Genomic DNA, 16528 nt, shown 5'->3' with positions numbered 1-16528 from the left:
CAGGATCGCGGTTCTGGTTTTCATGATCCCGCTGCACCTGTCGGCCAGCCCCGTCCGGATAAAGGATCTTGTCGAATTCGACGGGGTGCGGGGAAACGATCTGGTCGGTTATGGATTGGTTGTCGGGTTGAATGGCACCGGAGACGGAATGCGCAACGCGCCGTTCACCGAAGACATCATGTCGAACATCCTGGAACGACTGGGCGTCAACGTGACCGGCGAACAGTTTCGCCCCAAGAATGTTGCGGCCGTGCTGGTCACCGCAGCGTTGCCGCCCTTTTCGCGGGCCGGAAGCCAGATCGACGTGACCGTGTCCGCCATCGGCGACGCCGGCAGCCTGATGGGTGGCACCCTGGTCATGACACCTCTTACAGCGGCCGACGGCACGATCTATGCCGTGGCCCAGGGTACCGTCCTTGCGGGCGGTGTCGTGGCCGAAGGCGATGCCGCGACCATTACCCAAGGTGTCCCGACAGCCGGCGTCATCCCGTCCGGCGCGCGGGTGGAGCGCGAGATCGACTTTGACTTTACGGGACTCACGTCGATCCGCCTGGCGCTGCGAACACCCGATTTCACGACTGCGGCCCGCATCGAACAGGCGATCAACAGCGATCTGAACCGTGCGGTCGCGCTGATGCTGGATTCCGGAACGGTGCTGGTCGACATCGAGGCGACGCGCATGCGCTCGCCCGCGCATGCCATGGGACGAATCGAGAATATCGCCGTGCAACCCGAGCGAAAGGCGCGGGTGGTCGTGGATCAGAGCTCGGGCACGATCGTCATGGGCGAAGACGTGCGGATCAGCAGGGTTGCCGTCAGCCAGGGCAATCTGACGTTGCGTATCGAGGAGGCGCCGCAAGTGGTGCAACCCAATCCATTTGCAGAGGGCGAAACCGTGGTCGTGCCGCGCACCAATGTCGGCATCGAGGAGGAACCGGGTATCGGGCTTGCCGAAGTGCCCGACGGCACGTCCCTGTCTGAAGTCGTTCAGGGATTGAATGCCCTCGGGGTATCGCCGCGCGACATGATCGACATCCTCAAAAGCATCAAGGCGGCCGGCGCGCTCCACGCGGAATTCATCGTTCGCTGACGTTCCCGTGCTGCGCGTTCTGTTCCCGAACGCACGAATTTGGAATGGCCGATCGGGGTCAAGCCTGTCATAATCGCATCAGGCCGTGCAGGAACAAAATGGAAATCGGGATGCAGACTCCACTGAAGTCGATCGGTGGCGCAGCGTTGGTGTGGACCGCGCTCGCGATGTCGGGAACAGGCGCCTTCGCGCAGGAGGTGACACTGCGCCTGCACCACTTTCTTCCGGCCCAATCCAACGTCCCGGCGCTGATCCTTGATGTCTGGGCTGACCGGATTCAGGAGGAATCGGACGGGCGTATCAAGATTGACCGATTTCCGTCCATGCAATTGGGGGGAACGCCCCCGGAACTGATTGACCAGGCGATCGACGGCATTGCCGACATCGTGTGGACCGTCGTCGGCTATACGCCGGGCCGGTTCCCGACGACCGAGGTGTTCGAGCTTCCGTTTTTCGTCAAGGACGCCCGCGCCGCATCGTCTGCATACTGGCAGATGTTCGAACGGCACATGAAAGACAGCGATTTTGCCGATGTTCAGGTCCTGGGCACCTGGGTGCACGGGCCGGGCGTTTTGCATACCACGCAACCGGTCGTCAGCCCCGGTGATCTGAAGGGCATGAAAATTCGCGGCGGTTCGCGGCTGGTGAACGAATTGCTGGATGGTGTCGGGGCCACGCCGGTGGGAATGCCGCTGCCCGCCGTCCCCGAGGCCCTGTCGCGGGGGGTGATCAACGGAACCACCGTTCCCTGGGAGGTGACCCAGGCCGTCAAGATCCCCGAGCTGGTCAGCAACCACACCGAATTCGAAGACGCCGGACTTTACACGCTGACGTTCGTTCTGGCCATGAACAAGACCCGTTACGATACCCTGCCGCCCGACCTGCAGGCGGTGATCGATGAGAATTCCGGCCTGGAGTTCTCGATTTTCGCCGGCGGAACCCAGGCGGCAGCCGACGCGCCCGCGCGCAGGATTGCCGTAGATCGGGGCAACACGATCGTCACCGTGTCCGGAGAACAGGCGGATGAATGGCGCGATCAGGTGGCGCCGATCTATACGTCCTGGGTTGAATACATGCGCGGGCGCGGGATCGACGGGCAAGCCCTCATCGACGAAGCACGGCGTTTGATGGCCGAGTTCGACGGCTGAACGCACCTGAGCGTGATCGCCGTGGTGCGCGACAGCGATGATGACATTCCTGCAAGGTCCTATGATGCATCTCTTCTTCTTGCGGGTGTCGCAGGCCATGGCCATTCTTGGCGGCGGTGTCCTGCTCGGCGTCATCGCCATGGTCTGCGCCTCGATCGCGGGGCGCACCCTGAACGCGTTTCTCAACGGCGATATGATGCAGACACTGGCGCCCGGGGTTTCCGAGGCTTTGCTGGCGACCGGGATTGGCCCGATCAATGGTGATTACGAGATCCTCGAGGCGGCGATCGCTTTCGTCGTGTTCGCCTGGCTGCCATTCTGTCAGATCACCAACGGTCATGCGTCGGTCGATCTGGTCGTGCGTCATTTTCCGCGCCTGGTTCGACAAGTCCTTGGCGGCTTGGCCGACATCGCGTTTGCGGTTGTTCTGGTCATGATCGCCTGGCAACTGCGCGAGGGTATGGAGAGCAAGATGCGCAGCGGCCAGACGACGTTCCTCTTGCAGTTTCCGGTCTGGTGGGCCTATGGGCTCAGCCTTGTGGCGGCCGCAATCGCGGCACTTGTCGCGGTCTATGTGGCTGTGGCGCGGATCTTCGAAATGGTCGCCGACCGGACGATTATCACCGGCGTGTCAGGGGCAGACCATTGAGCGGGCTCGAAGCGGGGTTCTGGTCGTTTCCCGTGCTCCTGACCTTGATCTTTCTGCGGATGCCGATCGGTCTGGCGATGTTCATCGTCGGCGTCGGCGGCCTGACCTTTGTGACCGGCGGCACGGGAATGGCCCTGGCGCGCCTGAAAAGCGAAACCTACACCACGTTCTCCAACTACGCGCTATCGATCGTGCCGATGTTCCTGCTGATGGGGCAGTTCGCGACACTTGGGGGGATGTCCCAGGCGCTTTTTCGGGCCGCCGAAGGATTTTTGGGCCATCGGCGTGGTGGCGTTGCCATGGCGGCGGTGGGGGCCTGTGCCGGGTTCGGGGCGATTTGCGGCTCGTCCCTTGCGACCGCGGCGACCATGGGCCAGGTCGCGCTGCCCGAATTGCGGCGCAACGGTTGCCCGGGCGGTTTCGCCACCGCAACCCTGGCTGCCGGTGGGACGCTGGGGATCCTGATACCGCCGTCCATTGTCTTGGTCATCTATGCCATCCTGACCGAACAGAACATCGCGAAGTTGTTTCTTGCCGCCCTGGTGCCCGGGATTCTGGCCGCGCTGACCTATGTCGCGGTGATCGCGATCTATGTCCGGGTGCACCCCGAGGCGGACGGCACGCGGGCGCCGATCCCGGTGGCCGCCCGGTTTCGCGGTCTGCTGGACGTCTGGCCCGTGCTGCTGGTTTTCATTGTGGTGATCGGCGGGATCTACGGCGGCGTATTCACCCCGACCGAAGGTGCGGCAGTGGGCGCATTCGGCACGGGGTTGATTGCCTTGCTGAAGGGTGGATTGACGTGGCGCACACTCGTCACGAGCTTTCAGGTCACGGCCCGCTCGACGGCGATGATCTTCTTCATCGTGCTTGGCGCAGGGATCTATAACGGATTTTTGGCACTGACCCAGGTGCCCCAGAGCCTGACCGGTTTCGTCGTCGCACAGGATGTGTCACCATCTGTCGTGATGGCGGCGATCTTGTTGTTCTACCTGGTTTTCGGCTGCGTGATGGACAGCCTGTCGATGATCCTCTTGACGGTGCCCGTGTTCTTTCCGGTCATCTCCGGGCTGGATTTCGGGATGAGCGGCGAGGACATGGCAATCTGGTTCGGGATACTGGTGCTGATCGTGGTGGAGGTCGGGTTGATCACACCCCCTGTCGGAATGAATCTTTTCATCATCAACGGTATGGACCCCGAGACACCGATGCCGGACATCTATCGCGCGGTGGCGTGGTTCGTCATGGCGGATGTGTTACGGGTCATCCTCCTCTTCGCGTTTCCGGCCATCACCCTGTTTCTTTTGCGCTGAACGATCAACGCTGCAGGGCCAGCGAAAACAATCCCGCCCTCACCGTCGCGTTGTCCAGAACACCGCGGGCGTTGTAATCCAGCGTGAGGTCCAGCTTGCGAAAGCCGAACGGCGACAGATGACCCGGCCCGGCCACGACACGGTAGGCGACCGTGCATGTCATGCCCCCGCCGGTTGGTGTGCGGGCAAGTGTCTGCACCGTGATCGCGCGACGACCGTCGTAGAAACGGAAGGGTTCGGGGCAACCCGTGCTGTGCGCCAGACGCCCGAAAGCCTGGGCAAGATCGATGATGCCGGCCGGCACGCGGGCAGGATCCGAGAGGTCGGTGCGTTCGCTTGTCGGTGAAATGTCGGTCCGCAGGGCTTTCCCGGCATCGTGCAGCACCGTGATCGATCGGCTCTTGCGCCGTGATTGACTGACGCCAGTGTATTGGCGCATTCGCTTGCCATCGACCGTGACCGGGCGCGATATCGCCTCGAACGTGCCATCGCCGACGCCAAGCGGCGTGTTGTCCAGAGCTGTCGCCATCCGGTCGGTGCGGGTCTTGCCGCTGCCCGATGATGTGTATTCCACGGTGCCGAGAACACGATCCCCCAGAAGCGCGCGAAACGTCTGCGCCGCTGCGCCATGGGTCGCCAGGATGCAGGCGCAGACGAGAACAAGTATGCGAACGGTCATGGCGGATCCCTGATGGTAGGGGTCCAGTCTGGGGCCAAATCCCGTTGTCTTCAAGTCGGACCCCGACACCTGTGCATGGTTCTTCAGAAGTAGCTTCGGACCAGGGCGCCGGAAATCAGGGTCCAGCCGTCCGCCACGGCGAAGAAGGCCAGCTTGAAAGGCAGTGAAACGATTGCGGGGGGCACCATCATCATTCCCATGGACATCAGGATGGCCGCGACAACCAGATCGATGATCAGAAACGGCAGGAAGATCAGGAAGCCGACCTGGAACGCCCGTTCGATTTCCGACAGCAGGAACGATGGCACCAGAAGCGACAGCGGCGCGTCGGGGGAGGCGGTGCCGGCGCCGCTCTCCGGGCGCAGCGATGTCAGCGCCTCGAACGTGCCGGGGTCGATACGCCCGGCCATGAAAATGCGGAATGGAGCAAGCGCGCGCGGCAACGCCTGTTCGACCGACAGCGTGCCTTCGGTCATCGGGCCGATGGCGGTGTTCCATGCTTCCATGAACACCGGCTCCATCACGAAATAGGTCAGGAACAGGGCCAGCGTCACGATCAGCATGTTCGGTGGCGATTGCTGAAGTCCGATTCCCTGACGCAGGATCGACAGCACCGTGACGATGAACGGAAAGCAGGTGATCATGATTGCCAGGCCGGGCACCAGGCTGAGCACGGTCAGAAGCGCGATCAACTGGACCGACCGTGCGGTCAGCGACCCGCCCTCGCCCAGGTCAAGGGTCAGTTCCTGCGCACCGACGGGCGTGGCCATGATGAACGCCAGCGTCGCCAGGATGATGATGGTTCGCTGCAACCTCAGAGCCCGCTTCCCAGATCCGCGACTTCGGTCAGGCGCACGGCAAGCTGACCGGCCTGATCGCCGTCCAGCTCCTGCAGTTCGCCGCGCGCAATCAGGCGGTCACCGATGAACAGCTCGACGGGATCGTCGACCTTGCTGTCGAGCGGCAGGACCGAATCCCGTCCGAGGCGCAACAAGTCGCGCAGCATCGGTCGGGCCCTGCCAACCGAGACGGTGATGTCCAGCGGCACGTGCGAGAAAGGATGTGACATCGGATCCTTTTGTCCGGTGTCGGTATCGGGGGTGGCGGCGGCATCATCCATGGCGCAACGTTTCCTTGTTCATTTGGTCCAGGCTGGCAACGGATTCGGCAATCGAATCGAGAACGCCGGTCAGATCGACCTCGCGTTCAGTGTTCCCGACGCGCAGGAACATCTGGCCGGGGGCGATACTCTGCTCTTCGATCAGGCGGAGCGGCAGGGTTTTGACATCCTCGACAACGGGGCGAATGGCGGGTGCGTCGTGGGGCGATATCATCAGGTCGACGGGAAGGTCGGCGGCGCTGTCGGCCATGCTTTCGACCTCCTGCACGATCCGGTGACCCAGGGTGTCGTGCAGCAGTTTCGGCAGGACTTTCGTGACGATGCCCTTCAGCAGGGGGATAAGGGCCGTCATCACGTGAACCCGCGCCTCGTGATAGGTGAAGCCCAGATCCTCAAGGCTTTGCCGCATGTTGACGTCCGATTCGGATGCCGCGGCTTCGGCGGCCTTGTTGGCGTCGTCCCAGCCGGCCATGTATCCCTTGTCAAAGGCATCCAGGGCATCGGCCGCGGGGGCCGTCGAAGCCACGTCGAGGTCGGGCATGGCGGCCGGTGATTTCACTCTGGCGGCCGGGCCGCCGAAGTCTTCAAGGCGCAGTGGTGTGGGCATCAGGCGGGCTCCTCGGTGTCTTCCATCCAGCTTTTCAGGATCTCAAGGGATTCTTCTTGTCGTTCGTCAATCAGTTTGCGCAGCCGACCGACCGGATCTTCGGTGTCGGGGTGGGATATGTCGGTGCGCAGGCCCGAAAGGTCGTCGGCATTCGAGAGGGCGTCTTCATCATCCGCGATCTCGCCGGTGAGAACCTTGGTGGCGGTCGGGTCCGGCGGCACCAGCGCGAACGGTTGCTCAACCGCTTTCGGGGCTAGGATGGGACGAATGACGAACAGGCCCAGCAGCAGAATGACGGTGCCCAGCACGCCCAGTTGCGCCAGTCGCATGGCATCGATGTCGATCGGTCCGAAAATCCCGCCGATCGGAGCAGTGCCCGGCGTCTCGGGCATCTGAAATTCCATCGTCTTGAGGGTCAGGCTGTCGCCCCGTTCGGCATCGAAACCGACGGCAGAGGCGACCAGTTCACGCAGGGCCTGCATCTCGTCTTCGGGGCGGGGCGCCCAGACCGGCACCCCCGCATCATCGGGCGCGATCAGCCCGTCGACCAGCACGGCCACCGAAAGGCGACGGATTGCACCGGGCGCGCGCGTCACCTCGCGCTGGATCTCCGAAACTTCGTAATTGACGCGCTCGCGCGTTACCGAGTTTTCGCTTTGGGATTGATTGCCGTTCACGGCGGCATCGCCATCGGGAAGGTTGCTGGCGACAGTGACATCGCCGCCGCCCTGATCGCTGGTGCTGGTGGATGTCTCTTCGGTGTCCGAACTGATGGCGACGCGTCCTTCGGGATCGAAGGTGCGTTCGGTGATCAATTCGCTTTGCGTTACCGTTTCGACGTTGACCTCGACAACGGCCTTGCCAAAGCCCACCCGCGCTTCGAGCAGTCGTTCGACATTGCGCTTGATCGCGGCGGCGCGGTCCTCGCCACGGGTTTCGCCCTGCGCTTGCGCATCGGACGACAGGATTGTCCCGCTGCGCGAATCGATGACCGATACATCGGCGGCGGATAATCCGGCGATGGCGGAAGCCACCAGGAACCGCAGCGCCCGCGCGTGGGCCGCGGGCAGATCGCCGCCCGTTGTGGTTACCGTGACGGCTGCTGTCGGGCTGATATCACGCTGGAACGGCTTGGCGCCCGGATTGGCGATATGCACCCGCGCATTGAGGATGTCGGGGCTGGCAACGATCGTGCGGGCCAGTTCACCCTCCTTCGCACGCCAATAGGCGGCATCGAACATCTGCGAGGTCGTGCCGAAACCGGAAAGGGAATCGAGCAGTTCATACCCCTGTGCCGAGTTGCGCGGCAAACCTTCCGACGCCAGCGTCAGTCGCAGTTCATCACGTTTGGCGCTGTCGACGAAAATCGAAGCACCGCGGATTTCATAGGTCGCACCCTGGGCCTCGAGCGCACCGACGATCTCTCCCGCGGCGTCGTTTTCCAGCCCGGCATAAAGCAGGGTCATCGATGGCGTCGTGGCCATGCGAACCAATCCGACGACCGCCAAAATCATTGCGATCGCGGCCAGGATGGCGACGATCCGGCGCTGGCTGGTCAGACCCGACCAAACGGATACGATTTGTTGCAAGATCATCCTCCTGATGGTGCGGACTTCTGTCCTCTCACCATCTGACCCTGCACCGTCCCGTCTTAAGATTCGGTTAGTCGAAATGCGGTTAGAAGGATTCGACAAAGTATTGATCGGATCGCGGAATGGCACAGGCAGAAGCTGACTTTGACGGGGCGCCGGCAACCAGGCCGGGCAAGTCCAAGGGCCTTGTTCTTGGGGGTATCCTGGCGCTGGTGCTGGGGGGTGCCGGGTTTTACGGTGTATGGAGCGGGTTGATTCTGGGCGGCGCCACGCCGGATGGAAACGACGCCGCACCACCCGCGATTGCCGCGCTTCCCGACATCGCTTTCGTTCCGATGGACCCGATCCTGATCCCGTTGGGTGTCGGTGGTCGGGTGCTGCGTTTCCGGGGCCAGGTCGAGGTCGCCCGGTCGCATGTGGACGACGTGACGACCCTGATGCCGCGAATCGTCGATGTGCTGAACAGCTACCTACGTGCGGTAGAACCGTCAGAGCTCGAGGAACCCGCGGGTCTGAACCGGCTGCGTGCCCAGATGCTGCGGCGGGCGCAGATCGTCACGGGTGAAGGGCGCGTGCGCGACCTGCTCATCATGGAATTCGTCTTTAACTGAGGAGAGGGCATGACACTGATTTCCGATATCCTGATGATCGCAGGCGCCCTGGGTGCTGCGTTCTATTGCGTCGTGCTGTCACGCCGGCTGACCCGCTTTACCAACCTCGAAAACGGCATGGGGGGTGCGATTGCCGTTCTGTCGGCGCAAGTCGACGGAATGACCCGTACCCTGAAAGCGGCGCAGACCGAGGCGGGCGCCTCTGGCCGCACGTTGGAAGAACTGACCCGAAGGGCGGAAGACGTGGCGCGGCGGCTGGAGCTGAACGTTGCGGCCCTGCATGACCTTTCCGATGCCGATCCAGTGGGTCCATCGAGCGCGGAGCCGGCCAAGGAACCGCCGGTGTCCTTTCGTCGTCCCGCCGAAGGGCCGGCCGCTCCACCCACGCGGGCCAGCCCCGAACCCGAACCGGTGCCATTGACGACCGCCAGCCCCCCCGTGCGATCCTTCTTTTCCAGCCACCGGCACGCGGCAACCCCGGAGGCTGCGGAATGATGCGTAAACGACGGTTGATGGGTGTCGGGCTGGGGCCGTTGTCGGTGATCGCGCTGATTCTCGTGTTGTCGGGGCTGCTGCGCCTGATCGGTGGCACGGGACAGGCGATAGCGCGCGAAATGGGAGATCTCGACGTTCGAGGTGGTGGTTTCGCGAACCAATCTTGCGAGCCGCCGCGGGATGTCGCCACCGTTCTCGAGGCTCTGCGCGAACGGGAAGAACGTCTGGATGAGCGCGAGGCGCGGTATGCCGCGCGTTCGGCCAAACTGGCGACGGCCGAGGCCGAGATCGCGGATCAGCTGGCGGCGCTGGAGGCGGCTGAACGCGCGTTGGAAGAAACGCTCGCCCGTGCGGACTCCGCCGCCGAGACCGATGTTGCGCGCCTGACGGCTGTTTACGAAAACATGAAACCCAAGGAAGCGGCGTTGTTGTTCGAAACCATGGTGCCCGAGTTTGCGGCCGGATTCCTCGGCCGGATGAGGCCGGACGCCGCGGCGAAGGTCGTGGAGGGCCTGTCGCCCGAAGCGGCCAATGTCATCAGTGTGATTCTCGCCGGTCGCAACGCAAATGCGCCGGCCAGATAAATCCAGGCGAGCCGCCGTCATGCTGCGGGTTCGCACAACCACGTTTGTTCCGGGGCTCAGGGTCCCACCCAAGGAGACAGAGCTGAAATGATTGGTTTGATCGGTATCGCCGTGGTGTTCGTGATGGTGTTCGGCGGGTATCTCATGGCCGGCGGCAAGATGGCGATCATCCTGAAGTCACTGCCCTTCGAGATGACGATGATCGGGGGGGCCGCGGTTGGGGCGTTTCTTCTTTCGAACGACATTCCGGCGATCAAGCAGACCTGCAGGGACTTGGGAAAGGTATTCAAGGGGCCGCGCTGGAAAGCCGGCGACTACCGAGACCTTCTGTGCCTTCTTTATGAGCTCATCCGCCTGGCAAAGCAGAATCCGGTGGCGCTGGAAGAACATATAGAGGCGCCCGACAGTAGCGAGATATTCGGCAGATATCCAAGGGTGCAGGCAGACCATGAGGCGGTGGAACTTATCTGCGACACGCTGAGGTCCGCGTCGATGAACTATGATGATCCCCATCAAGTCGAGGAAGTTCTGGAAAAGCGGATGGATGCGAGCCTGCACCATGCGCTCCACTCCAGTCATGCACTTCAGACGGTCGCAGACGGATTGCCCGCGTTGGGAATTGTCGCCGCGGTTCTGGGCGTGATCAAGACCATGGCTTCGATCGACCAACCGCCCGAGATTCTCGGAAAGATGATCGGTGGGGCCTTGGTCGGCACGTTTCTGGGGGTCTTTCTTGCCTATGGACTGGTGGGACCGATCGCCGTGCGCGTCAAGGCGGTCGTCGAGGAAGATGCGCACTTCTATCAATTGATCCGTGAAGTCCTCGTCGCGAATCTTCACAATCATTCTCCCAACATCTGCATCGAAGTCGGACGCCAGAACATGCCGCATCATATGCGTCCTGCTTTTTCAGACCTCGAAGAATCGCTGAAGGGCGCGAAAGCCGCATGATTTTTCAATGTGCCAGGTCCTGTATCGCGTTGATGCGATCGCGCCGCATCAGCGCCACTGCGGCTCTGATATGCATCGGCATGTTGAGCGGCGCCGTTTCCGCCGAAACGCGTGTGCGCAGTGGCGAGCACCCGGGATTTACGCGGCTGGTTATCGATTTCGACCGGCGTCCGATGTGGCGGCTTGGGCGCGTCGGCGAAGGATATGAACTTCGAACCGACGCGAGGACCGGATTCGATCTCTCCGATGTGTTTCGCAGACTGGATGCGGGTCGTCTGACAGAGATCCGCAATCATGATGGTGGAACCGTGGCGTTCAGCCTCGGGTGTCGGTGCCGTCTCGAAGTGGTGGAACTTCCGAACCAAGGGCTGATGATCGATATTGTCGACGGCGCGCCGTCGCCCGGAGCCCGGTTTGAACGACGTTTGGACGGTCCGGTCAATGCTGAAACGACCGCCGAGGTATCAGAAAAGCTAACGCTGCCGGTGGTTTTTCCGCAACCGCGGCTGCTGCCAAGCCATGGGCCCATGGCCGAACTTGGTCACGAAACTCCATCGCAATTGCAGGATGTTCATCGGACCTTGATCGCGCAAGTTGCGCGCGGCGTTTCGCAGGGGGTGACAGACCTCCATATGCGCTTGCCGGAGCAGATCCCCGTTTTCTCGGTCCAACCTGAGGATGATCCGACACCTGCGCGACAGGACCCGGACGGGGGCGGGAACATCCGTATCGAAACCCAGATCGACCGGGATCGACGGCAGACCGCCGGTCAATCCTACAGCGTGGCCGAGGGGCCGTGTATCGCAGCCGATACTTTGGACGTCGGCGCATGGTTCAACCCCGAGATCGTGATCCAGGGGTTTGGCGAGGCGCGCGTAAACCTGGTCGACGTGCGCGACCGTCCTGTCAACGCGGGATACCGAAACCTGGCGCGTCAGATGATTTACATGACGTTCGGCGCCGAAGCGCGGGCGCTGTTGCGGTCCGTGCGCCCGGGACAGCCCGATGATGCACTGCTTGGAGATATTGCGCGTATCATGGATGATGGCGACGTGCCGCGCGAGTCCGCGCTTCACAGCCAACTCGATTGTGACACGTCGGTCGCCATCTGGGGTTTGCTTGCCGATAAGTCAGGGCAACACAAACCGCTGGCGCGAAATGCCGTGATCGCCACCTTTTCCGCATGGCCTTCACATCTTCGCCGTCACCTCGGACCGCGCGTCGCGTCTGCGCTTTTGCAGCGTGGCGATCGGGATGGTGCATTGGCCATTCGGAATGCCATCGAGCGTGGTGGGTCCGACCCTTCTCCCGGCGCGACAATGGTGGCGGCCGAGTTGGACCTCGACGCAGACAACCGCGTATCCGCCGAGGCGAAACTGGCTGAAGTGTCCGCCAGCCGAAGCAAAGACGCGGCCCGGGCGATGGTTGAACTTCTGAAGTCGCAGATTGCATCGGAATCCCCGGTCACACTTTCGTTCATTGAAAATGCTCAGGCGCTCACCTCCGAGATCCGATTGTCCGAAATGGCCGCGCCGCTGGCGACAGCGACCGTTCAAGCTTTGATCCACAATGGTTCGATAAAGGAGGCATTGGAATATCTGCGTGAAATGAAAGCGCGGGGTTTCATGAACATCGCCGCTGCCGAGCCACTGCGAAGTGCGGCTCTGGTGGGGTTGGCCGAACGGTCCGATGACACGGAGTTTCTATCGGTGGGTCTGCCGGAAATTGCCCGACAACCGCTGATCGCGCCGGCGCGCCTCCCCCTGGCCGAACGATTGGCCGCCTTGCGCATGCCAGCACAGGCCCGGGCCGCCTTGGGCGATATAACCGAAATTCCGACCGCGCGGGAGAGAATCCTCCGTGCACGGCTTGCCCTTCTCGAAGACGCGCCAAGGATCGCGGAAAGTTACCTTGCCGGTTTGGCCGACCCGGAAGCGGTTGAGTTGGTGACGATCGCGCGGAGCTTGCCCGACCCCTCCGGCGATGTGGTGCAACCGGACGAGATGCCGGGGACGTCTGATACCGCGGATACTCTTGGTGTTCTCGCTGCGAACAAGGCGCTCTTGAGCGAAAGCAGGGCGCGCCGCCAAGCATTGAGCGACCTGCTCGGCGCGGAATAAGGACGGCGGACGCTTACCGTTTGTAAACGAAGAATCGCTAGCCGTATTGCGACAGGGCCGAAGAATTCGGCACCGCAAGCGAGAAGCGCCGATGAGCCAAACCATACTTTTGCACCGTGACGATTCCCATTCGGTCGTTGTGAGCTGTTGGGGCAGGACATCCCCTCGCGTCTCTAGAGTCCCGGATCCGCAGCATCTGATCTGGCTGATCGGGGCACAGCCAGAAGGCGGCCGGCCATGACGTTTTCAGTGCAGCGTCTGTTTCAGCCGACGATCCTGCTGGCGCTGGCGCTGATGGGGGTCATCGTGATGATGATCCTGCCGATGCCGGCCTGGGTTCTGGACGTCGGGCTGACGATCTCGTTCGCGCTGGCGATCCTGATGTTCACGCTGACGCTGTTCATTGAACGGCCGCTGGATTTTTCCGCGTTTCCCACGATTCTTCTGGCGTCGCTCATGCTCCGGCTTTCCCTCAACGTCTCTTCGACCAAGCTTATCATTGGTGAAGGGCACACGGGGACGGGCGCCGCCGGGGGGGTCATCGAGGGCTTCGCCAGCTTCGTCATGGGCGGCAGCCTGTTCCTGGGGGTCGTTGTTTTCGGTGTTCTGCTCATCGTCAACTTCGTGGTCATCACCAAGGGTGCCGCCCGGATGGCCGAGGTGGGCGCGCGCTTTGCGCTGGACGGAATGCCGGGAAAACAACTCGCGATCGACAGTGACATGTCCGCCGGCGCCATCGATCACACCGAAGCCAAGGAACGTCGCGAGAAGGAGCAGCAGGAAACGACGTTCTTCGGATCGCTGGACGGTGCATCGAAATTCGTCAAGGGCGATGCGGTGGCCGGCCTTTTGATCACTATGCTGAACATCGTTATGGGGCTGATCATCGGTGTGGTGGTGCACGACATGCCGATCGGGCGGGCGTTCGAAACCTATGCAATTCTGACGGTCGGGGACGGTTTGGTCAGCCAGATACCGGCGGTCATCATCTCGATCGCATCGGCGCTGCTGTTGGCACGTGGTGGCGCCACCGGTTCGACCGACACCGCGATCTTCTCCCAGATGGGACGTTTCCCGCCCGCCCTCGGCACGGTTGCCCTGTTGATGGTGATGTTCGCAATTGTGCCCGGCTTGCCGTTTCTGCCGTTTCTTGCGTGCGGATTGGCCCTTGGTGGGGCGGCCTGGGCGGTGCAGCGCAAGATCGGACTGGCGGCGCGACCGTCACCGGCCGCTGCGGTCGATACCAATGAACTTCCCCAGGTCGTAATGGGGGACTTGTTGGATCTCGACGACATACATCTTGAATTCGCGACCGATTTGGTTCCGATGGTGCTTGACCCGGCCACGGGCCTGGATGCCCGGATCGGCAACATGCGGCGCCATGTGGCGACGGTTTACGGCCTGATCCTGCCGGAGATCCGGCTGACGGACGACGCGGCATTGCCGCCGGGAACATATGTCCTGCGCATTCATGGTGTCGAGCAGGTGCGCGATAGGGTATATGCCGACCGCGTTCTGGCCCTGATCAATGACGAGCAGGCCGGCATTCCAAGCGGGGAGGACGTGAAGGAGCCTGTTTACGGGGCCCCGGCGCGCTGGATCGCGTCGGCGGACCAGGATCGGACTGCGCTGAACGGGATAACCACCGTCACCCCGACCGAGGTGTTGGCGACCCACCTTCTCGAGGTGATGAAACAGAATTTCCCGCGGCTTCTGACCATGAAGGCACTTCGCCGCCTTCTGGACGAATTCACCAACCTGTCCGACGCCACGCGCGCAGAGGCCAACCGTTGTCTCCTTGATGAACTCGTGCCCGACAAGGTTCCGGTCGACATGTTGCTGGCCGTGCTTCGGTTACTTCTGGAAGAGCGGGTCTCCATCCGGAACCTCCCCCTGATCCTCGAGGCGATCGCCGAAGCCCGCGGCGCCCGGGCCACAGCGGAATCGATCTGCGAACACGTCCGACAGCGGTTGGGGTTCCAGATGGTTGCGGAACTGCGCAGGCCCGACGGGACGCTGCCGCTTCTGCAGCTCGCGCCAGAGTGGGAGGATACCTTTCTGGCGCATCAGATCGAAACGGAAACAGGTGCGCCCGATGTCGCCCTGTCGCCCGAGGATTTCAATCGCCTTGCCGGCGCCATTTCGGACAAGATCGGCAGCGCGGCCGAGAACGGTACCTTTCCGGCCGTCATCACGTCTGCCCGGCGCCGGCGGTTTCTGCATACGGTGATGTCGGCGCGCGGTCTTGCCAACCCGGTCCTGTCCTTCGAGGAAATAGGAACCGGGGCAAAACCGTCGCTTGTCGGCCTGATCGCGGCATGAACGGCCCGACGGGCGAGGTTCTGGCCCAGGTTCAGGCCGCGCTCGCACTGGGGTTCGTCGTCTTTCTGCGCGTGGGTGCGGCGGCGGCGCTGATGCCCATCTTCGGAGAGCGGGTGGTGTCGGTCAGGGTTCGGCTGGTTCTGGCGCTTGCGTTTACGTCGATCCTTGCGCCGGTTGTCGCCGGGCAGCTGCCCGATCTGACCGTGGCACCGCGGTGGGATCTGCTCTTGTTGTCCGAGACGATCATCGGGCTGAGCATCGGGGCAATCCTTCGCCTTTTCATTCTCGTGCTCATGATCGCCGGGTCCATTGCGGCGCAAGCAACGTCGCTGGCACAGATTTTCGGCGGAAATGCGGCCGAACCGATGCCGGCCATCGGACATGTTCTGGTGATCGGCGGCCTTGCCCTGGCCGCGATGATGGGGCTTCACGTCAAGCTGGCCATGTTGTTTCAGCTGACTTATCAAATCCTGCCGCCGGGACAGATGCCCGCCGCGGGCGAACTCTCGCCCTGGGCCGTGGCCCATGTGTCCAAGGCGTTTTCGCTCGCGTTCAGCCTTGCTGCGCCATTCCTTGCGGCCTCGCTGATCTATAATGTCGCGCTTGGGGTCATCAACCGCGCCATGCCGCAGTTGATGGTCGCTTTCGTCGGTGCGCCTGCCATCACGTTGGCGGGATTGGTGATTTTCGCCGTCGCTTCGCCCATGATGCTGTCGGTATGGTCTGCCGCATTCGATCGGTTTCTGGCCATGCCGTTCGAGGCCACGCCGTGAGCGACGATCAGGACGACGACAAACAACATGAACCGTCGCAGAAGAAGCTCGACGATGCGCGCAAGAAAGGCGAGGTTCCGCGATCCAATGACCTGACCACGGCGGCCTCGTACGCGGGGTTCCTGCTGGCGGCCATGGCGCTGGGCGTGCCGGCACTTTCAGGTTTCGCGCAAGGTCTGTCGGGGTTCCTGATACGTCCGGTGACCTTGGCCGACCTCGTGTTTGCCGGAAGCGGTACCAGCATCGGCGCCGGCATCGCCAGCGAGATGACGTGGCGCCTTGCTCCGTTCTTCCTGTTTCCGGCCGCGCTGGCACTGATGTGCGTCATCGCGCAACGCAGCTTCACGGTCACGTTGTCGAAGTTGCAACCAAAGCTGAGCCGGATTTCAGTTCTCGGAAACGCCAAGAACAAGTTTGGCCGCGGCGGTTTGTTCGTAAACATCCGCCGAGGGCCGTCTGGCTGATGGGCTGCGAGAT

At 62.5% G+C, this 16528-nt stretch carries 17 protein-coding genes; 12 read left to right on the top strand and 5 right to left on the bottom strand.

The annotated features are described in order from the left end of the window. Positions 1 to 22 precede the first annotated feature (22 nt). From CFP68_RS03970 to CFP68_RS03955, 4 genes are all read left to right on the top strand, one after another. Positions 23 to 1090, top strand: a complete 1068-nt coding sequence (locus CFP68_RS03970; RefSeq protein WP_420915815.1) for a flagellar basal body P-ring protein FlgI — start codon at positions 23 to 25, stop codon at positions 1088 to 1090. Positions 1091 to 1200: 110 nt separating this feature from the next. Next, positions 1201 to 2238: a TRAP transporter substrate-binding protein gene (locus CFP68_RS03965; RefSeq protein ID WP_099825307.1), complete on the top strand. Its 1038-nt coding sequence runs from the start codon at positions 1201 to 1203 to the stop codon at positions 2236 to 2238. 64 nt (positions 2239 to 2302) lie between these two features. Continuing rightward, positions 2303 to 2887 (top strand): TRAP transporter small permease, encoded by a 585-nt coding sequence (locus CFP68_RS03960; protein WP_099825305.1) that lies wholly within the window; start codon positions 2303 to 2305, stop codon positions 2885 to 2887. Next, entirely contained in the window at positions 2884 to 4197 is a 1314-nt protein-coding gene (locus CFP68_RS03955) for a TRAP transporter large permease (RefSeq protein WP_099824769.1), read from the top strand. Before CFP68_RS03960 ends, CFP68_RS03955 begins: the two co-directional genes overlap by 4 nt. A 4-nt stretch (positions 4198 to 4201) precedes the next feature. Here the strand turns inward: CFP68_RS03955 and CFP68_RS03950 are convergent, their stop codons facing one another. The 5 genes from CFP68_RS03950 to fliF all read right to left on the bottom strand — a co-directional run bounded on the left by CFP68_RS03950 (position 4202) and on the right by fliF (position 8198). After that, positions 4202 to 4876 carry a hypothetical protein gene (locus tag CFP68_RS03950; RefSeq protein ID WP_099824767.1) on the bottom strand — a complete coding sequence of 225 codons (675 nt, stop codon included), beginning with the start codon at positions 4874 to 4876 and terminating at the stop codon, positions 4202 to 4204. A gap of 83 nt (positions 4877 to 4959) precedes the next feature. Next, positions 4960 to 5646 carry a flagellar type III secretion system pore protein FliP gene (gene fliP / locus CFP68_RS03945; RefSeq protein ID WP_099825303.1) on the bottom strand — a complete coding sequence of 229 codons (687 nt, stop codon included), beginning with the start codon at positions 5644 to 5646 and terminating at the stop codon, positions 4960 to 4962. Positions 5647 to 5690: 44 nt separating this feature from the next. Beyond that, entirely contained in the window at positions 5691 to 5945 is a 255-nt protein-coding gene (locus tag CFP68_RS03940) for a FliM/FliN family flagellar motor switch protein (protein ID WP_420915814.1), read from the bottom strand. A gap of 43 nt (positions 5946 to 5988) precedes the next feature. After that, positions 5989 to 6603, bottom strand: coding sequence for a hypothetical protein (locus CFP68_RS03935; protein ID WP_099824763.1), 615 nt, complete (start codon positions 6601 to 6603; stop codon positions 5989 to 5991). Beyond that, positions 6603 to 8198: a flagellar basal-body MS-ring/collar protein FliF gene (gene fliF, locus CFP68_RS03930; RefSeq protein ID WP_169961448.1), complete on the bottom strand. Its 1596-nt coding sequence runs from the start codon at positions 8196 to 8198 to the stop codon at positions 6603 to 6605. Before fliF ends, CFP68_RS03935 begins: the two co-directional genes overlap by 1 nt. 119 nt (positions 8199 to 8317) lie before the next feature. Between fliF and CFP68_RS03925 the strand changes: the two genes are divergently transcribed. The 8 genes from CFP68_RS03925 to CFP68_RS03890 all read left to right on the top strand — a co-directional run bounded on the left by CFP68_RS03925 (position 8318) and on the right by CFP68_RS03890 (position 16515). Continuing rightward, complete coding sequence (locus tag CFP68_RS03925) at positions 8318 to 8806, top strand: flagellar basal body-associated FliL family protein (protein WP_099824761.1); 489 nt, start codon at positions 8318 to 8320, stop codon at positions 8804 to 8806. 9 nt (positions 8807 to 8815) lie between these two features. Next, positions 8816 to 9301 (top strand): hypothetical protein, encoded by a 486-nt coding sequence (locus tag CFP68_RS18600; protein WP_193825208.1) that lies wholly within the window; start codon positions 8816 to 8818, stop codon positions 9299 to 9301. A gap of 44 nt (positions 9302 to 9345) precedes the next feature. After that, entirely contained in the window at positions 9346 to 9885 is a 540-nt protein-coding gene (locus CFP68_RS03915; RefSeq protein WP_338152796.1) for a MotE family protein, read from the top strand. Positions 9886 to 9972: 87 nt separating this feature from the next. Next, the gene (gene motA, locus CFP68_RS03910) at positions 9973 to 10836 is read left to right on the top strand and encodes a flagellar motor stator protein MotA (protein ID WP_099824755.1); all 864 of its coding nucleotides are present in this window, start codon (positions 9973 to 9975) and stop codon (positions 10834 to 10836) included. Positions 10837 to 10916: 80 nt separating this feature from the next. Next, a complete protein-coding gene (locus tag CFP68_RS03905; RefSeq protein WP_145953392.1) occupies positions 10917 to 12956 on the top strand; it encodes a hypothetical protein in 2040 nt (679 codons plus the stop codon). A 237-nt stretch (positions 12957 to 13193) separates the two neighbouring features. Next, entirely contained in the window at positions 13194 to 15278 is a 2085-nt protein-coding gene (gene flhA, locus CFP68_RS03900; RefSeq protein ID WP_099824750.1) for a flagellar biosynthesis protein FlhA, read from the top strand. Further along, the gene (locus CFP68_RS03895; RefSeq protein WP_099824748.1) at positions 15275 to 16051 is read left to right on the top strand and encodes a flagellar biosynthetic protein FliR; all 777 of its coding nucleotides are present in this window, start codon (positions 15275 to 15277) and stop codon (positions 16049 to 16051) included. The genes flhA and CFP68_RS03895 overlap by 4 nt, the downstream gene beginning before the upstream one ends. Continuing rightward, positions 16048 to 16515, top strand: a complete 468-nt coding sequence (locus tag CFP68_RS03890) for an EscU/YscU/HrcU family type III secretion system export apparatus switch protein (RefSeq protein ID WP_158234127.1) — start codon at positions 16048 to 16050, stop codon at positions 16513 to 16515. Before CFP68_RS03895 ends, CFP68_RS03890 begins: the two co-directional genes overlap by 4 nt. Positions 16516 to 16528 lie beyond the last annotated feature (13 nt).

Origin of the sequence: Oceaniglobus indicus, from assembly GCF_002751875.1 — a bacterium.
GTDB classification, from domain to species: Bacteria; Pseudomonadota; Alphaproteobacteria; order Rhodobacterales; family Rhodobacteraceae; genus Oceaniglobus; species Oceaniglobus indicus.
This window is presented reverse-complemented; position numbering and strand designations above follow the sequence as displayed.